The sequence below is a fragment of the Paenibacillus vini genome, assembly GCF_018403325.1.
GTDB lineage: Bacteria > Bacillota > Bacilli > Paenibacillales > Paenibacillaceae > Fontibacillus > Fontibacillus vini.
The window spans coordinates 125,639-143,385 of the sequence record NZ_BOSL01000007.1 but is presented as its reverse complement, the minus strand read 5'-3'; the positions used below and the strand labels follow the sequence as shown (position 1 = coordinate 143,385).

General features: G+C 47.5%; 19 protein-coding genes. 3 read left to right on the top strand and 16 right to left on the bottom strand.

What is annotated here, in order from left to right:
- Positions 1-2: 2 nt before the first annotated feature.
- From KJS57_RS12700 to KJS57_RS12665, 8 genes are all read right to left on the bottom strand, one after another.
- Positions 3-1,232 carry an MFS transporter gene (locus tag KJS57_RS12700; protein WP_213655068.1) on the bottom strand — a complete coding sequence of 410 codons (1,230 nt, stop codon included), beginning with the start codon at positions 1,230-1,232 and terminating at the stop codon, positions 3-5.
- Positions 1,233-1,256: 24 nt separating this feature from the next.
- Positions 1,257-2,777 carry an alkaline phosphatase family protein gene (locus KJS57_RS12695; protein WP_244861516.1) on the bottom strand — a complete coding sequence of 507 codons (1,521 nt, stop codon included), beginning with the start codon at positions 2,775-2,777 and terminating at the stop codon, positions 1,257-1,259.
- Between the two features lie 201 nt (positions 2,778-2,978).
- Entirely contained in the window at positions 2,979-4,082 is a 1,104-nt protein-coding gene (locus KJS57_RS12690) for an ABC transporter permease (protein ID WP_213655066.1), read from the bottom strand.
- Positions 4,079-5,356, bottom strand: coding sequence for an ABC transporter permease (locus tag KJS57_RS12685; RefSeq protein WP_213655065.1), 1,278 nt, complete (start codon positions 5,354-5,356; stop codon positions 4,079-4,081). The genes KJS57_RS12690 and KJS57_RS12685 overlap by 4 nt, the downstream gene beginning before the upstream one ends.
- Positions 5,357-5,368: 12 nt before the next feature.
- Positions 5,369-6,301, bottom strand: coding sequence for an ABC transporter ATP-binding protein (locus KJS57_RS12680; protein ID WP_213655064.1), 933 nt, complete (start codon positions 6,299-6,301; stop codon positions 5,369-5,371).
- 156 nt (positions 6,302-6,457) lie between these two features.
- Positions 6,458-7,096 carry a response regulator gene (locus tag KJS57_RS12675; RefSeq protein ID WP_213655063.1) on the bottom strand — a complete coding sequence of 213 codons (639 nt, stop codon included), beginning with the start codon at positions 7,094-7,096 and terminating at the stop codon, positions 6,458-6,460.
- Entirely contained in the window at positions 7,096-8,097 is a 1,002-nt protein-coding gene (locus KJS57_RS12670; RefSeq protein ID WP_244861515.1) for a sensor histidine kinase, read from the bottom strand. Before KJS57_RS12670 ends, KJS57_RS12675 begins: the two co-directional genes overlap by 1 nt.
- A 327-nt stretch (positions 8,098-8,424) precedes the next feature.
- Positions 8,425-8,751: a thioredoxin family protein gene (locus tag KJS57_RS12665; RefSeq protein ID WP_213655061.1), complete on the bottom strand. Its 327-nt coding sequence runs from the start codon at positions 8,749-8,751 to the stop codon at positions 8,425-8,427.
- A gap of 354 nt (positions 8,752-9,105) precedes the next feature.
- Here KJS57_RS12665 and KJS57_RS12660 point away from each other — a divergent pair, with 354 nt between their 5' ends.
- A complete protein-coding gene (locus KJS57_RS12660) occupies positions 9,106-10,056 on the top strand; it encodes a serine hydrolase domain-containing protein (protein WP_213655060.1) in 951 nt (316 codons plus the stop codon).
- Positions 10,057-10,085: 29 nt separating this feature from the next.
- Here the strand turns inward: KJS57_RS12660 and KJS57_RS12655 are convergent, their stop codons facing one another.
- The 5 genes from KJS57_RS12655 to KJS57_RS26450 are packed head-to-tail and all read right to left on the bottom strand — an operon-like array spanning position 10,086 to position 13,154.
- Positions 10,086-10,778 (bottom strand): MOSC domain-containing protein, encoded by a 693-nt coding sequence (locus KJS57_RS12655; RefSeq protein ID WP_213655059.1) that lies wholly within the window; start codon positions 10,776-10,778, stop codon positions 10,086-10,088.
- An 11-nt stretch (positions 10,779-10,789) separates the two neighbouring features.
- Positions 10,790-11,557: a CPBP family intramembrane glutamic endopeptidase gene (locus tag KJS57_RS12650; RefSeq protein WP_211020751.1), complete on the bottom strand. Its 768-nt coding sequence runs from the start codon at positions 11,555-11,557 to the stop codon at positions 10,790-10,792.
- 23 nt (positions 11,558-11,580) lie between these two features.
- Positions 11,581-12,063 (bottom strand): hypothetical protein, encoded by a 483-nt coding sequence (locus tag KJS57_RS12645; RefSeq protein ID WP_211020752.1) that lies wholly within the window; start codon positions 12,061-12,063, stop codon positions 11,581-11,583.
- Positions 12,064-12,123: 60 nt separating this feature from the next.
- Positions 12,124-12,786 (bottom strand): UvrB/UvrC motif-containing protein, encoded by a 663-nt coding sequence (locus KJS57_RS26455; protein ID WP_505870954.1) that lies wholly within the window; start codon positions 12,784-12,786, stop codon positions 12,124-12,126.
- Positions 12,717-13,154 carry a GIY-YIG nuclease family protein gene (locus tag KJS57_RS26450; RefSeq protein ID WP_244861514.1) on the bottom strand — a complete coding sequence of 146 codons (438 nt, stop codon included), beginning with the start codon at positions 13,152-13,154 and terminating at the stop codon, positions 12,717-12,719. Before KJS57_RS26450 ends, KJS57_RS26455 begins: the two co-directional genes overlap by 70 nt.
- 182 nt (positions 13,155-13,336) lie before the next feature.
- Between KJS57_RS26450 and KJS57_RS26445 the strand changes: the two genes are divergently transcribed.
- Positions 13,337-14,305 carry a M23 family metallopeptidase gene (locus tag KJS57_RS26445; RefSeq protein ID WP_244861513.1) on the top strand — a complete coding sequence of 323 codons (969 nt, stop codon included), beginning with the start codon at positions 13,337-13,339 and terminating at the stop codon, positions 14,303-14,305.
- 4 nt (positions 14,306-14,309) lie between these two features.
- On the opposite strand, the gene KJS57_RS12630 is transcribed toward KJS57_RS26445, so the two are convergent.
- Entirely contained in the window at positions 14,310-15,329 is a 1,020-nt protein-coding gene (locus KJS57_RS12630) for a phosphotransferase (protein WP_211020754.1), read from the bottom strand.
- 159 nt (positions 15,330-15,488) lie between these two features.
- Here KJS57_RS12630 and KJS57_RS12625 point away from each other — a divergent pair, with 159 nt between their 5' ends.
- Positions 15,489-15,884 (top strand): DUF2871 domain-containing protein, encoded by a 396-nt coding sequence (locus KJS57_RS12625; protein WP_211020755.1) that lies wholly within the window; start codon positions 15,489-15,491, stop codon positions 15,882-15,884.
- Between the two features lie 57 nt (positions 15,885-15,941).
- Here the strand turns inward: KJS57_RS12625 and KJS57_RS12620 are convergent, their stop codons facing one another.
- Both KJS57_RS12620 and KJS57_RS12615 read right to left on the bottom strand, forming a co-directional pair.
- Positions 15,942-16,964 carry a DNA-methyltransferase gene (locus tag KJS57_RS12620; RefSeq protein ID WP_213655058.1) on the bottom strand — a complete coding sequence of 341 codons (1,023 nt, stop codon included), beginning with the start codon at positions 16,962-16,964 and terminating at the stop codon, positions 15,942-15,944.
- Complete coding sequence (locus KJS57_RS12615; RefSeq protein WP_211020757.1) at positions 16,949-17,713, bottom strand: hypothetical protein; 765 nt, start codon at positions 17,711-17,713, stop codon at positions 16,949-16,951. Before KJS57_RS12615 ends, KJS57_RS12620 begins: the two co-directional genes overlap by 16 nt.
- Between the last annotated feature and the right edge of the window lie 34 nt (positions 17,714-17,747).

The window sequence follows — 17,747 nt, the reverse complement described above, 5'->3', positions numbered from 1 at the left end:
ATCTATCCTTGCTCGTTCGCGATCGGCTTTCCGGCCTCAAGTAATATTTTGTTCCGGCCTAAGAACACCGCCAGAATCAAGATAAGCAGTCCGGTCCCGATCAGCAGCCATTCGATTTGGATCACATCGGCAATCGGGCCGAAAATGAGCATTCCTACCGGCATCATTGAGGTAGAAATCATCCCGAACACCCCGAAGATTCTTCCCAAGTAGCTCTCTTCTACCCTTTCTTGGACTAGAACCATGGTCGGGGTATTGAACAGGGGCATCGCCACACCAAATACGGCCATGAAGACCAAGTAGATCCAGAAGACAGGGACAAGGCCAAGCGCCAGTGTACAAGCTCCCATAAGAAGACTTGCGAGGGTCATGGTAAGAACTTTGTTCTTAAAGCCGCCCCAGGCTGCGATGAACCCGCCGCCCGCCATCATTCCGACCGAGAATGCGATCTCAATTGCGGTCAAGCGCCAGACTTCATTTCCAAAGCTGCGGATTACCTGAAGCGGCGTCAGGAATGCGGCCGGTGCCATCAATATAAAGAATACGGCAAAGAACAGAAAGAAACTCTTCAAAAAATCATGTTGTTTAATGTAAGTGATGCCTTGCATAAAATCGCTGAAATAGCTCGTGGTCTGTTTTTCAGCCGCCTTTTCATGTACTGGTATTTTAAAGAATAGAAGCAGAGTCAAAATGGCGATGGTCGCGGTGATGACATCGATAAAGAAAATAATTTCAAGAGAAGCCATCGTCATTAAAGCGGCACTTGCCATCGGGGCTACAAACGTCATGATCGCTTGCAATGTTCCGTTAATTCCATTAACTTGAGTTAGTTTTTCTTTAGGTACGATTTGCGGCAATATGGCACCGACCGCCGGGGTTTGAATTCCGGTTCCGAAAGCCCGTATAACAGCCATAACAAAGAGCAGCCAAATCGAATCATGCCCCATAAGAAATAAAATAGCCAGAATCAGGGTGGCTACCGCAATGAGGGCGTCGGCAAAAATAATGAGGAGTTTCCGGTTAAACCGATCCGCCCAGACACCGGCAAAGGGAGACAAAATAAAGGTCGGGATAAAACCGCAAATGATATACAGGGTCATCATTACTCCCGACTCGGTAGTAAGCGAAATATGCCACATCATCGCATACTGAACCAAGGCTGAACCAAATAGGGATATCGTTTGGCTGCTTAGGAAGAGAATAATATTTCTCTTCCAGTTACTAGTCGACATCTGCTTCTTTCCACCTTCTTTCTTCTACTTTATCCCATTATTTTGAAGGTCCTTTGAAAGAAGGTCAAGCAAATAATATTTCAAATCCACCACGCGCAAGGATTGAGGTCTTCGATCCGTCCCGCCGATGATCAAGGGAACGAGCGACTCCGCTTTTCGGATAGAACCGTGGCCGCCGCCGCCTTCATGCTTTGGTGAGCTTTTGTCTGTCAGTTCATATCCGGGCTTAGCCGTAACGATCAAATAATCACCCTCATGCGAATGGAGTGCACTCGACAATCTCATGAGTACATCGGGATATTCATCGTAATCCAATGTTTGGTGTTCCTTATTTACCCGCAAATCCAATACTTCGGCATCCCCTTCCAGTGTCCAGGATTGCCGGTAAGGGTCCCTCAACGTTCCGCCAGCCTTATAACTGAGCTGCTTTGAGGTTCCTCCTTGGCTGACGTGAATCCTGTCCCGAGTACTCCAGGCCACAAAATCGATACGGGGATCGGCTTGCAGCAGAGCCGCGGCATTTTTTAATGAGGCTTCCCCCTTTAGCGAATAAACATAAGCCATTGTTTCATTAACAGCGAATAAAATATCCTTTTCCTTGGACCCGGTTTCACCCGGGCTAAGCACCCGGGCATCGCCGAACAGGTCAGGCAAGTCGATTTCCGGGTGCTGATCGGACGGGCGAATTGCCGTCATGCCGCTGTCCCCAGCAACAATAATTACTGCTTCTTTCAACGCTTGCTCTCGTGAGCCAAAAGATTGAAGCAAGGAGTCAAGCTGCCGGTCCATGGCTTTTAGCCCCTTTGATGCGGACGGTCCGTTCTTATGCAGTTTCTGATCCAGATCTGGAAGATACACGAACAGAAAATCAGGCAATTTTCGGGACCGGACTAAATATTTGACGACTTCGATGGCATAATCGTTATTGAAGCCCAGCTTATCGGTCAAGCCTTCAGGCAAGGAAGTTAGACCTTCCAACGGATTGGACAACGATCCCAAGGTCAAGAAGTCCGGCCCTTTCACATGGATTTCCTTCGGTAATGAGGAAGGAATATGAATCCAGCCGGGGAGCGACAGAGTATGATCCCTTGCTCCCCGGTAAATCAAGCCATTAACAGAGCCGGATTTCAACCCGCGCTGCGTCAAATCCTCATGTATCGTCGTAACGCCGTTGCTCAAATGGTCTTGATTTAAATGAATGATCGCATCGTTCAACACACGATTAACGCCTTGCTGAACAATTTCGATGGGGCCTGTTCCGTAATTGATCACTTTCTTGTCCTTTGCTGAATACCAGGTCAGTCCAGGCACCCGGTGATCGACCGGATATTTTCCGGTCAGCAAAGTGCTGTCTATCGAAACGGACATCGTCGGAAAGGAGCTGACTAAATTTTTGTAATATTGCCCGTGTTCGGTGAGATATTGAAGGGTCGGAAGCTCTTTGGCTCGGATGCCTCGATCAATGGCTTGAGGCATCAAGGAGTCAACCAACACATATATAACCTTTTTGGGCTGTGCCCCGCCGGTTGATTTTAACCGCAGCAAATCCTGTTCCTTCGGTTTTGAATTATGGCATCCGGACATTATGATCGAAATTAAAACCAAAATTGTGATTGTCCTAAGAATCTGTCGATCTATTTTCCACATAGCGGCTACTCTCCCGTTTTTTATTACATTTTGTCACGGGAAGCGGATTGCCATTCATCTTTATTGCCATATTCCAATTCCGATTTAGTATTTCTGCAGTCAACCCTTGCGCCGTTCCATTAAATTGATGCCGACTCCCATGCAAATCACGCCGATCATGCTTAGCTTGGCAAGCGGGAGAAAAACATCCGGCCAGCCTGCATCGTAGATCGAGATTTTCACCATCGCATCCACCGCGTGCTTAAGCGGAAGCACTTCAGAAACTAATAACAGAAACTGATTCGTGATCGTGCCCGGCGGCATATAGGCTCCGCTGATCAGCGGCATGATCGGAATGACGGACGGGAAAACCATGTTAAATTGTTCCGGAGTCCGCAAAATCCCTGTAAGCAGCATGGAGAAGGCAACAATCGTCAATGTATACAGCGCCGCTACGATTATAAGCATACCGAATCGACCGCCCAGATCGAAACCGACGATATAACGGAATAATAGGAAAACTGTTACTATTTGTATAAAACCAATGAGGGAGCTATACATAAGGTGGCCCATATACATTTCCGATTTACGCACAGGTGATAGTATCATCCGGCTCCAAATCCCCGACACCTTTTCCATCGTAATCGAGTTAATTTTATATCCGATCGTGAAGCAAGCCAGGAATAAAGTAAACGTAAACAACAATTGGAGATTCATATCGTATTCAATCAGGTCTTTGCCATCCGGAGTCTGTACCCCAACTGCCAGCGGCGGATTCTCCAGAAAGGATTCCACCCCTTCCCGAAACGCTTTAGCATCATTAGAAAATTGTTCGGCAGCCCGTAACTGAAGCTCCTCCATAAATGCGGAATGAACAATTTGACCCACTAGCTGGACATTTGGATTGTCGATAGAGGCAATGATTCGATAATCTTTCTCCATCAACTGAATCGCCGCATCCGTACGCCCCTCATTTACCTCCGAGCGGGCCTTCCGCTCATCCATCATGATAAATTCAATGGCATCGTTCGCATTAAGAACCTCCAGCCATTCCTCCGCGGTGTCTGCTTCAACACCGGATGCCGGAAAAGCTCCGATCTTTAACTTACTGTCCGCGCTTTGACCGAACAAAAGCGTGGCAATGATACTAAGTCCGCAAAACAGTAGAACCATGAGCGGGGAACGCTTCTCCTTCATCCATTGAGCCATAAACACCGGATTCATTGGACACGCCCCCTTTTTGGAAAGATCCAGACCGCTAATCCAAACGAAATAATTGAAAACGCAGCCAGCTTCAACATCGCATCTGAAAGGTCATTAATTGTTTCCGTCTGAAGCCACTTCAGCAAAACGGACAAACCCAACCCGTTCGGCGTCCATTCGCCGGCCGCTTGCAGCCATTCGGGAAGTACATATACAGGCACAAAGCTGCCTCCGATCGAACCGGCGATAATTACAGCTATAAAACTGATTCCACTTGCCGCCTGATCATCCAAACGAAACACGAGCGCAGTGAACAGGGAGGACAACGCCCCCATGCAAACTGACATTATAATAAGAACTGCAGCCATCCCCGTCCAAAATTGCCATGACCGGTCCGTAAAAATGCCAAAAATAAAGTGCGATAAGAGCAGGACAATCACAAGCTGAGCAAGTGACAAACAAATCGTAGAACTCATCTTCCCCGACAAATAGTTCACCGGTTTAGAGCCGGCAAGCAGAATGCGTTCAAAGGTATGTTCCCGTTTTTCCGCAATTGCTTTTGAGGACACGGTAACGGAAATCATCAGCGCGAATACAATACTGATCGCCAGAGCGTAATACTGAAAGGAAGTCACTATTTTAACACCGGGTACGATCTCCCGCCCGCCAATTTCGCTGTCGGCCATTAAGCGGTCGGCATCCAAGTCGGGATTCCCGGCTGAAACATGCCGGATCGCAGCCTGTAAATTCAATGTCCTAGTAAAGCTGCCAATGATATCTTTCAACACGTCAACTTGAAGAGAACCGTCATCCGCCGTAATGAGAATCTCCGATCCTTCTCCTTCATTGAGCAGCATTTTATTCAGGACGGCAAACGTGAAACCTTCCGGTATGGTAAATAAGGCATCAATTTGCCCATCTTCTAGCCTGCGGAGCGCTTCCTCGTTATCCAACTCGACCAAGGTAACGATCTCCTTCACGGAATCTTCTTGCAGCACTTGCTTAAAAAGTCCGGCCGGTGCGGATTGTTCCAACTGCTGCCCAAGGAGGTCCTTTGTCTCTTGAGGCAATGTTTGTTGTGACAGCAATTCCCTGATTTGTTGCAAACCGGTCTCCTCGTCATCCAAATTCACGAAGGCCACCTTCATCTGCAAGGATTTCGTCGAATTCTCGACCCATCCGGGCAAGGCTAAACTAAGAACCGTAATGAGAACCATCGGCGTGATCAAGGAGATGATGATCTCCTTCCGATCCCTCCAATATACAAGGAAATCTTTCTTGAAAAATGAAATCAAGCGACTCCCTCCCTAATCTCTCAAAGTTCGTCCGGTCAGATGCAGGAATACATCCTCCAGCGTCGGTGTCTGTACGTGGATATTGATGATTTGCACCCGGTGCCGTTCAGCGGCTTGCACAACTTCGGATAGAAGATGACTCTGCTTGGTAACGATTAACTTTAACCCGCTATCCATCTCTTCTACTTGTCTGACCGGCTCCAGCTCACGAAGTTCCTGAGCTAACTTTTCGTCAGGCTTATCAAGCTGAAGCAGTAACGTATCTTCTCCGGACAGGATGCGGCGCAGTTCTTCGGTTGTGCCGGCCGCGATAATACGTCCGTGATCCATAATGTAGACCCGGCTGCAAAGCTGCTCAACCTCTTCCATATAGTGGCTGGTATACAAAACCGTCGTCCCCTTTTCGCGGTTTAACAGTCTTACCGTCTCCAAAATATGATTGCGGGACTGTGGATCGATCCCCACGGTCGGCTCATCCATGATGACGAATTTAGGATCATGCATCAGGGCTGCAGCTATATTAACCCGTCTCTTCATCCCTCCCGAATAAGTTTTAATCAGCTCTTTCTGCCGGTCTCTCAGGCCTATCACCTCTAACAACTCCTGAATTTTCATTTCCAGTTGTTTACCTTGCAAGCGGTAGATCCGTCCAAAAAACTTCAAATTTTCGTAGGCGCTAAGCGCTTCATAAAGAGCTATCTCCTGAGGTACAACTCCGATAACTTCCCGCAACTGCTGCGGCTTCGCAATGACACTGTTTCCATTCAGCCTTACGTCACCGGAACTCGGTGCCAGCAAGGAGGATATCAACGATATCGTCGTCGATTTTCCCGCTCCGTTCGGTCCCAGCAAGCCGACGGATTCACCTTCATCCAAGTAAAGGCTCACATGATCAACCGCGGTTTTACCTTTAAATACCTTGCGTAATTCTACTGCTTCCAGCATTTCATCATCCTCCCCAAACTGAGTAAGAACCTGTATTAGCTACTCGCAAGTATATATGGAAAAAGACAGTGCTCCCACTGCCCTCCGTCATTCATTCCTTCTATAACCATGACTTGAGTCATGTATGATCCTTGTAACGCTGTTACGATATCTTATCTATACGACATTGTGGCGAATGGCATAAATGGCCATTTGGGTACGGTCACGCAAATCCAGCTTATCCATGATTTGACTCATATGATTCTTTACGGTTCCTACTGACAAACCAAGCTCCTCCGCGATCTCCCGGTTACTGCGGCCTTCTCCCACCAGCTTCAGAATATCAAGCTCACGCGGGGTTATGGATGAATCGACGGCCTTCGCGGATTCCCCCGCTCCCTGCAACAGGCGAGGAATCACTTTTGCCGCGACATCCTCTTGTATCGCCATCCCTCCCGACATACAGCTTCGAATAGAACGTATCAGCGCCTCGGGTTCGGCATCCTTCAGCAAGTATCCGCTCGCCCCGCTTTTAAGAGCCTCCAGGGCATATTCGTCATCGTTAAACGTCGTCAAAATAAGCACCTTCCGGTCAGGCCAACGTTTGCGGATGATTCGCCCGGCCTCCAATCCGCTCATGAACGGCATCTGGATGTCGAGAATGGCAAGATCGAAGAGGTGCCTCTCGCTCAATTCAACCGCTTCTTTCCCATTTCCGGCTTCCACGGTTACACACAGTTCAGGGTCCGTCTCAATCATCATTTTCAAGCCTTGTCGAACCATAGCCTGATCCTCGGCAAGCAATATCCTAATCATCAGCTAGTCTCCCCATCGACGGTATGTATTTGGATTCCATTCAGCGGCAATGTGCCGCGTACGATGAAACGGTCACGGTTCGCTATTACTTCAAGTCTTCCGTTACATTTCTCAATTCGCTCCCGCATGGATGTTAATCCGAATCCTTCCCGGAACTTAGCATCCGGCACTCCAGGGTTGCCAATCTCAAACCGGAACACACTGCCCCCTGGCGCCTCGAATATCACTTCGGCCTCCCGCGACCTGCTATGCTTCATAATGTTCGTTAAAGCCTCCTGAACGGCACGATAAACCGCAATAGACTGATTGTTTGAGAGTGGGGCATTGAACGCTCCGTGCTTGACCGTAAAGTGAATTTTGATCATGCTATCCGCTTCGAGTTTACGAATTAATCTCATGATGGCAGGCAATCCGCCGGGCTCGTCGGCTTGCAAAGTTTTGACTGCACTCCTTGTTTCCTGCAGGCTTTCCTGCGCCAGTTGTTTCAGCTTTTGGACATGATTTTGCACCTCCGGCTCCATATCATTACGCATGCGAAATACTTCCAATTGCATGACTAAGGCCGTCAGCTTATGTCCAACGGAATCATGAATATCCCGGCCGACTTGAGCCCGTTCTTCCCGCCGCGCAGATTCCTCATCCGATGCAATTCGCCGCTTTAATTTTCGATACTCGCTTAACAATGCTTCATTGCGCGCTTCCGTAGATTCAGTCCGCTGCCATAAGGTTCGGAATAGGATGAACGCAAGTAAATGTAGAACAGCGTATAGAGCAATATACATAGGAGGTAATGAAGGATAGCCTAAAATGCCGGGGATAAATACGCCTAAGATTTGAGTCATGCCGAGAACGCTCGCATGGATAGATGGTAAGGTGTATACAGCATTTCCCGCGAGCATAGACAGGATCAGAAGTGTATACGGATTGAAGATGCCGTTCATTTCCGGCCATAAAACGATAATAGCCAGCCAAGAACCGGCTATCAGGTTGATCGTCAACAAGATCGGCCTGCTGCGCAGGAGAGGTAATATGAAATATGCCGTAAAAAACAGAGCACTGCCTAAAATTCTCGTAGGTGACACCGAATGATCCGGTGATCCATGCAAAAGTCCGCATATCCAGATGAGGCATAGGATACCAAACCATATCCAGTATGTACGCATAGTTAGTCCTCCGGGGCATTGTAGAAATAAACCGTTTCCACTATCTAACTAATAATAGTAGTACGCTTGAGTTTACGTCAATTCAATTTCTCAAAGTCCAGTTTCCTCCATAAACATCAAAGACCGCCTCGATAATAGAGGCGGTCCGGTTTGTTTCGTCTTTCATTATTTCTGGGCTTCCAAAGCCTCCAGATATTCGTTCACTTGAGTTGGCGTCTTCGCGAACTTGCTGTGCAAATGCCCTACTTTTTCCCCGTTCTTGTATACCAGCAAACTAGGGATCCCGCGAACCTCATTGGCTTCCGCAAGCGGTTGGAACTCCTCCGCATCCATTGCGTAAAAGTCCTTGTCATCATGTTTCTCGATAATGCCCCCGATAAACCGGTCCAGATTTTTGCAATCCGGGCACCATGTCGTATCAAATTTCACTACCGTAAATTGGTCTCTCTGAATCAGTTCATTGAACTGTTCTTGCGATTGGATTCTCTCCATCTGTATCCCCTCCTTTACAATACTTATTGTAGCTCACTCTACATTGGTCATTCAATCATTCATCACTCCGGATTTGCACGTCGGGTTTGTTGCTCTTCGAAAATTAAAGTAAACTGATCATAATTGAACCGGACAGCATATCGGCAGATTTGAATTAAAGAGGTTGTTCAAAAAGTCATCTTTTGATCACGAAGTACATTAGGTTGCATATCCGACATCGAATCTTGAATTCAGGCGGGCCTTCCGGTGCTCACGTAGGTTTTGCCTACGCTCCGCTCCTCAGTCCCTCCTTCATCCAACCTTCTCGGTGCTGAAAAGCCGACTTTTTGAACACTCATATAAAGGAAGGATCATATGAACTTACAAACACTGACTTCGGGTATTTCCCCTTTGGATCTTAGAAGCTGTTTAATAAGCAAAAAAGGCGAAATTATCTATGAGCATTATAGGGATCAGGACACGGCATCGAAAATTGCGAAAACCAATTCATGCACCAAAAGCATATTATCCGCTCTCATCTGTATCGCCATGGATCAGGGGTTGCTTCCGCAAGCCGACACCACGATCAGCACATTTTTTCCGCAGCTTGCCGCGAAAGAGGATCCCCGTTACCGGGAAATGACGCTGCATCACCTCTTAACGATGACAGCCGGCTTGGAGTGGACCGAATTTGGCGGCGCTAACTCTTTTCCACGGATGACCCGTACGCCCGATTGGGTACAATTTGTGCTGGATCAACCGCTGCGCGATGCCCCGGGGAGCAGAATGGAGTACAACTCCGGGGTCTCGCAGCTGTTGTCCGCCATTCTCGTACAAGCCTCAGGCATGCCAATAGCCCGGTTTGCCGAGATGAATTTGTTCGGTCCGCTCGGCATTGAGTCTTACAAATGGGAACAAGACCCTCAAGGCATTCATACCGGGGGCTTCGGATTATGGCTGCGTCCGTCGGATATGTTGAAATTCGGGCAGCTCTATTTGAACCAGGGTTCATGGGAAAATCAACAACTCATCTCAAAAGACCTGGCCTTACGGTCGGTTCAACCTGCTATTCACGTGGAAGCTCCCCGTCGCGGGGCTTATGGTTGGCACTGGTGGGCGGATTCGTATACCTTGGAAGCGGAGAATACTTCGGAGGCTTCTTTCGATTACTTCTATGCACGGGGGTTCGGAGGGCAGTTTATTCATGTCATTCCCTCGCTTGAGATCGTAGTTGTTCTGACCGATGATAAACGAAAAAAAGCGCAATTCCCCGGAGATGTATTCCGGCAGTTCATCGCGCCGTTTCTTCTCCGGCGGGAGCATTAATCCCGCCCCGCCGGATTGTAAACCCTTGTCTACTCGATTTGACCGGTCAATCTCTCCCGGTTGCTGTCTTCATGACCTTTGAGCCGTTTCAGAAAAGTAGCTTTCCAGCTTTCCGAGAGTTCCGCTACCTCCAAAATTTTCTTCATGTCCTCGAACCGGTCCTTCCCCTGATGCATGATCCGGTTGGCAAAGGAAAGGGTTATTCCCTGAGGATGGCGCGTTACCAAAGTCAGGCCATCCGTTTGAGATACCATTCCTTCCTTCAGAACCCGGAAGTAAAACCCGGTGAAGCCGGTCTCCTGAATTTGTAGAGGCATATCAGGCGCGCCGTATCTGGCGGATAGTTTGTAACAAGGCTGCCGGGGTTGACTGACCTGAACGGTAGCTTCCCCTAACTGAAATATATCACCGATACAGACCTCGTCTTCCAGCAATCCGCGCGTAGTCAGGTTTTCTCCGAATGCTCCGAATTCCAAAGCGGTATTCAATACATTCTCCCAGTGAGAGTAATGCTCGTGCGGATACACGCATACGGCTTTGTCTCGCCCGCCATGATGCACTAAATCCGCCTGCCCGTCCCCATCGAAATTTACCTCCGACAGAAACAACGGTTCAGTGACCGGAATCTTGAAAATCCCGCTCGACACTTCTTTGTTTTGATAAGGCAGCGGTTTAGGCTTACCCGTATTGATGGACACAATTTCATATCTGAAGTCTTTCATCGTTGATCACCTCAAATTTGCAGATTCATGGAACCCGTCTTTTTTCTGTTTATGAAACCGTAAACCAGATAAACACCGTAACACAAGTACAGGATATTCAAAATCGAAACTACAAGCACCTCTTGATCCAAAAGAGCGTTGCTCGTCATTTGAGCGAGCGCATCGAACAAGAAATGGAAAACGATCAAAGGGACAATATTACCGGAGGTTTCGATCAGCAGCGCAAGAATGAAGCCGATCAGCAGGGCATTAATGACTTGCAGAAGGATATATATGATATTGGTACCGTTCAGCGCATTGGCCATATGTAAAATTCCGAAAACCAGAGCTGAGAAAACTATGTAGAACACCCTGCCTTTATGCTGCAGCTTTTCCCGCATAATGCCTCTGAAGACCGACTCTTCCGTGTAACCGACAATCAGCGAAAAGACCAAAATGATGAGAATATCCAAGAACGTTAGTTTCAGATTAAAGCCGCCCATGATCGGCTGAACAACCGCAATAATCAGCAGCGGGATATAATAGAGCGTCGCTTTTCCTTTTCGAAGATCATGTTTGATAAATCCAAAGCTTGCCCAAGTTCTACTTTTCTTGTTCATATACAAGGTCACGATGATCGCCATAATCAAGAAGGCACCGCCCTGGGCAATCATGATCCCTCTGTCCCCGAGCTCCATGATCGTTGCCACCGCAGATGCAGCTGCGACGAGGAAGGTTAATAAAATGCCCAGCATAAGCGAAAATAGAATCGGATGACCTTTTGTCTTCGTTTGTTTCATCTTTTCTCCCCCAGTTATCATTCTTATTTAATAGGAATCTCATATAACGTAATCGCCAATTCAAGGGATTGGGTCAGCTTACGAAGGATTTCATATGCCGGTTCCAGTGACTCTTCGATCCCGCCGACAAACAGATCCAAGTGATATTTCAGAGACGTTCCGAGTTGTCTTCCATGCGGAGAATCCGGCGGCAGGGCAAAAGGTCTTAATTGAATAGCCGTTCCTCCCCTTGCGGAATCCCGAACGAACCAGGCCAGAAATTCAATGGAATGCAAGCTATCCAATGAATAATCGGTCTCCAGCTCAAACTGGATCAATACTTCATTCTCCAATCCGCCGTTGGTCCGCAGAAGGGCTCCATGGGGCAGATGGGCAAACGGAGGAAATCCCAGCATGACCGAATCGATTGGCTCTAAATTGTCTACCCCGCTTTCAATGCCTGTAATTCCTCTTAATTTTAATACCGTGTCATGAAAATCCTGAATTTCGTTCGGATAATGATTCATGTTACCCTCCTTACTAAATTTACCTGTTCTCATTATACATTCAGCAGTCAAGGAAATGATTTACAAGTTAATCAGTGCCTCTTCGATTCCGGCAATGTCCTGCGAATCTATCCATTCCTGGGGGAGATGGAAGTAATTGCAGGAACTGCCTTGCAGGTAGCTATATATGATTTGAGCTTCATCGATTTCGTCGCGGGTAATGTCACCGGAACAAGCAGCGGCTGTCTCGGGGTCTTCCCTGAAACAGGATAGGATTAACTCTGTTTGTTCCTTAATCAGTACTTCAGGAGACGGATGAACTTGCAAGTTAATCTTCTTACTAATAAGCACCCGATTTCGTTTAACCAAAAAGAGCTTGACGGTATTATCATCCAATTTTTCAGTAATGACGATGTTTCTATTTTCTTCGGTAAAGCCGATGACCTTTTCCTTATTCAACAGGTAATTTACTGTATCGAGCTGATCCCTGTACTTCGCCGCAGCCTCAAAATCGAATCTCTCGGCAGCGTCCTGCATACGCTTCACCATTTCCGTATACAGCCCTCTGTCAGTACCATCTAACAGGGAAATGATACGATCCAGGATCTCGTTATATTCCTTGACCTCCGCTTCCCCGCCTGCGCACATTCCCAAACACAAGCCCAGCGAATGGTTCAGACAAGGTGAACCGCTGAAGCCGGATTGATTGCACGCAATTTTAAAGCAATCCCGAATGCCTTGCACCGCCTTTTCGACCGTGTCCTGTTGGCCGTATAAGGTCCAAAACAGACAGGAGTCTCGTTTGCCGGCAAAACGTTCGTCACTTCAATGCTCCTAAGTCCCTTCCCGGCATGGATCAGGATATAAGTATAACCGAGCGGGTTTTTCATCTTCTTATTATATACGGGCTTGATTTCATGGATTAATTTGCATTCCAGCATAAAGGCTTCAAACTCCGTGTCCGTCACCCTGTACTCCAGATCCTTGATTTGGCTGACCATCCGTTTAACCTTATTGGAATGGGACTTTGATTTATAAAAATACGACTGCACTCTTTGCTTCAGGTTCTTGGATTTGCCGACATAAATAACGCCCCCATGGTAATCTTTCATCAGGTATACCCCCGGTGATGAAGGAAGGCTATTTAATTTGTCTTTCATCGCAGGTTTCCTACTCTCCCAATCAAATCTTTCAGGAACATTATAGCCCCAACCCTATTCCATGAAAAGCAAAAAGGGCCTTTCCATTACCATATTACCGGAAGCTGGTCACCGAACAACTGGGTGATATATTTATGCGGATGCAGGGTTTGCCCCTCTCCTCATCGTCTATCAGTAGTGATAGAGTTTTACATATAACGGACAGGAGTTGTTTCCTACTTATGAAACTACTTAAAAAAATAGGTCTTATGAATGCCGCCATGTTTACCGTTCTTATTTTGACATGGATCTTCGTTTACGCCGGGGCTGGGTTACCGCGCGCCTATGCATGGTTCTCACTCAAAATGGTCATCCCCATTTTAGGTATAGCCTATTTGCTTTTGAATGTTACTCTGTGGGTCATAAATGTCATCAAAAAGAAAAGCACGAAAAAAAGAAGGATCGGCTTCATTGCCGCAATCCTCCTAAGCCTCCATTTGTTATTGCTTATGAACATCATACAATTACCGTACCCGTCACGTATTCAAAATGCTCAGCCCTCGGTTACCGTAAACTGGCCGTTTGCCGGAAAAACAGTTGTCGGTTGGGGTGGTGATTCCCTCAATACGAACTTGCCTCACATCACTTGGGCATCCGAACGCTGGGCCTATGACCTCGTCATGGAGCCTTTCAACACAGGAAGCCACAACCCGGAGGATTACGGAATATGGAATCAAGAAATCCTTTCTCCGGCGTCGGGGATTGTCATTGCCGCCTATGATGAAGAACACGATATAGAGCCGGGGAGCGAGTCATTTCTCTCCATGGAAGGAAATCACGTCTATCTAAAGCTCGATGAAACCGGCACCTACTTGCTCCTTAATCATTTGAAACAGAATAGTCTGACAGTCAAAATAGGAGATCATGTACAAACCGGTGATCTTTTAGGACGAGTCGGCAACAGCGGCTCCACCTCGGAACCGCATTTGCATATTCATCATCAGCGCCAAAATCCGGTCTTGACGCCGCATCCCGTATTGGCTGAGGGGCTTCCGCTTTATTTTGAGGGGACGGACACCGTTCCAATGCCGCAAAAAGGAACCGTAGTGAGCCCCTCCTTTTAAACAATTAATCCAATCCTAACCGGTCCAACAAATGTTCCCTTAAGATTTCGCGGATCCAGATTTCATCCCGTTTCAGCTCTTCCAACTCGGCTGCCAGCGATTCAACTTGGGATTTGAGTACTGCGGGGCCGTCCGTCCCTTTCAAATACCGGCTCAGGAAATGAAGAAATACATCCACTTTTCTCAAACGGATAAGACTCGGAATATTAGCGATTTCTTCGGTTTTCAGACGCAGCCGTTTGCCGAAGCCTTCGCAAAATTGCCGGATATTCTCGCGCTTATCTCCGTAACCAAGCAGATCCGAGATCACGACGGCCGGTTCCATGGCTCTTACATCTCTTGTACAGAATTCGAAATCCAGCAGCGCAGCGATTTCTTCCGGATGATCCTCATATACCAGCAGATTCGACGGATTTAGATCACCGTGCACCAGTTGATGGGGCAAGTTTCTTAAATCCTCGAGACGGTCGCAGATTTTGTCATAGGCTTCACCCAATACAAGAATAGCGTCATGCTGTTCCCGGAATGCCTCCGGAGGATGCTCGCAAAATTTACGGACCGTTTCGTAATCGCAAATCGGATAAGATTGATGCAGTTCATAGTATGGTCGGTATGAGGGAGCCAAATCGGTATTGACCGTCTTTAAAGCTTCGACCAACTCCGCAGCCGCTTGTCCAAATGAATGGGCAGCGACAAATCCCTCATGCTGCGGTCGTACTCCCTCGATATATTCGAACAGGCAGGCAAACCGGCCGCTGCCGTCTTCCATCCGGATAATGCTGTCCCCTTCCGGCGTTCTAACGGGAAAAGGGACCTGGAAGCTGAGCGGGATCTCCTGCAGGCGAGCCAGTATTTCGTGCTCAAACTCTATTTTCTCGCGGTCCCGATGAGTCTCGTAAATCCGCAGCACACAGTTGCGTCCTTTATTTTCAATATAACGGGTTGTATTGTTCCAGCCGCTATCGCCTTCCTTGATGGGTCCTTTCCATCCCGGCCAAAACTGCCTTACCATCGATTCAGACATCCTTTAATCCTCTCCCGGCATAATCAAAGTAATGTTTATACTTCTCTATTATCGCAAATTACGGCGCAACCTCCAAATGTAATCATCCGTTCATATTCCGTTCTTATTTGCTTGCTATGCTTGGATCAAGAAGAAATTCAAGAAGGGGACAGAAGCGACATGAAAAAACTATATTACGCCTCATTTTTTTACGCCATTCTCGGTTTGCTCGCAGGAATATCCTACCGCGAGATTACGAAGCACAGTGATTTTACCGGCGATACGATCCTGGTTGCGCTTCATACGCATATTCTAGTGCTGGGATTTTTGTTCTTCCTCATAACCTTGATCTTAGGCAAACTTTTTCAAGTCCATGAGGCCAAATCTTTTAACGCCTGGTATATCGTATATAATTTAGGCCTGTTGATTACGATCGGGGCCATGGCGACCCGCGGGATGCTGCAAATTAACGGAACCGATATCAGCTTCCTGCCGCATATCGCCGGACTCGGTCATACGATTCTGGGCGCCGGGTTCGTGTGGCTCCTGATTCTGCTTGGCAAACGGGTAAAATAATCTAACAGATCAAAAAGGGTCTTCCGGTTCATTTCATTCCGGAAGACCCTTTTCTGTTCACAAAAACTCAAGTTGCTCAACCTGCTCCTTTCCCGGCTTATCACTCCGGATTTTCAAATGCTGCTTATTGGCAGGCTTCGGATTTTGTCGGACCAGGCTCTCCAGCTCCTTCAATTCCTCGGCATCCATCTTATGTCCATACTTCTCCTTGACCGAATCGACGAAGGTATCCAGCGAACCCCGATGATGCTCCAAAAACCATTCGATATGATTGCGGATATACTCCCGGCGGATTTCTCGTTCATTCAGGTCGTTGGGAACCCGCTCGAACCGGTCATCGATACTGTCGAACCCGTTAAACTCCAGATTCAGCCGTTCGCTCGCCATTTCGATATATTCCCGGTTGATGTCGATACCGATACCGTTTCTGCCGGTTTGCTGACAAACCCGAAGCGCGGTCCCGCTTCCCACGAACGGATCGAGCACCGTATCCCCTTCTTTCGAACTGGCCAGGATCATCCTTTCAAATAAGCCCTCCGGCTTCTGGGTCGGATGGGGCTGACGGCTCGTCTGACAATAATGCACATGACTGAATTCCCATACATTCCCCGGATTCGCCCCCCGCATGTTGTTGATGCTTCGATAATATTTTTGCGGCACACGAACCTGGTCCAGATAAAAGTTAAACTTCTTACTCTTCGTAAACATGAGAATATCGTCATGGCGCGGACTGAAGCCCTTCGTCTTTCCGATCCCCTGGGTATAATACCAGGTAATCCACGAGTTGAACTCGAAGCCGAGCTCCCTTTCAAGAATGGCATAGATATAAGAAATGTATCTTACACCCATGAACACGTAGATCGTCCCGTCTTTTTTCAGAATCCGTTTAGCTTCGGTTAGCCATGCTCTGGAGAAATCCAGATATTCGTCAAATTCCAGATTGTCCTTCGTATTTCCATAGTCTTTGGAAAGGTTATAGGGCGGGTCCGTCACGATGAGATCTACGGATTCGGGCTCCATCTCTCTCATAACCTGCAAGCTGTCTCCGCAAATGGCATCCAGTCTCAGTTCTTTATCCATTTGAATTTCGTGGCCTCCCTGTACCAGTCGTCCATCGTTCTGCGGGAACTGCGCAAATATTTGGCGTCCAGCAGCTGGCAAAATTCCCAGGTCGTTCTGTGCTGGTAAGTGATGTAGTGGATATCCTTAATCTGAATTTGTCCGGAGCCGAGCGCAGGATTATAGCTAATATCCCCATCGCTGATAAATTTGAGATCATAGGCGTTATAATCGGTGATTTCCATAATGCCATCCATCAGGAACGTCTCTTCATTTCTGACCGAGTACACTTTGTGCTTCAGACTTAGAATGATGAACATAAAATCCGGGTCATCCACATAAGCGGTTCTAATTCGTGAAAAAGACGTAATATTCGGCCCTCGGCCCGACTTTGGTATGTCCCCGGCGGTTGCCTTCACGTCAACGTTTCCTGTATAAACCGTTTCGTCCTGTTTGAATTGCAGCACGATATCCGCCATCCCGAGCCGGGGCTGCGCATCGACATTAATAAGATGATACGGATTGTTCAGGTCGTCACGGACATCCGTAAAAATTTCCGCTGCCCACGCTTCGATCATCGGACCGGCGATTTTATTAATATTTTCAAGAGGCAAGCCCAGCTTCAGACTCGTATTCAGAACGATTTTGTTCGTGTTCTTCTCGATGCTGTCTGCTATAACCGCCTCGATATTTTTGACGACGAAGTTCGATTGCTCTTCATAGTCGGGACTTTCCTGGGGGATTTTAAATGTCATGTCCTCGTATTCCATCTTGTCAGTCTCCTTCTCCATGGTCACTCTTTAG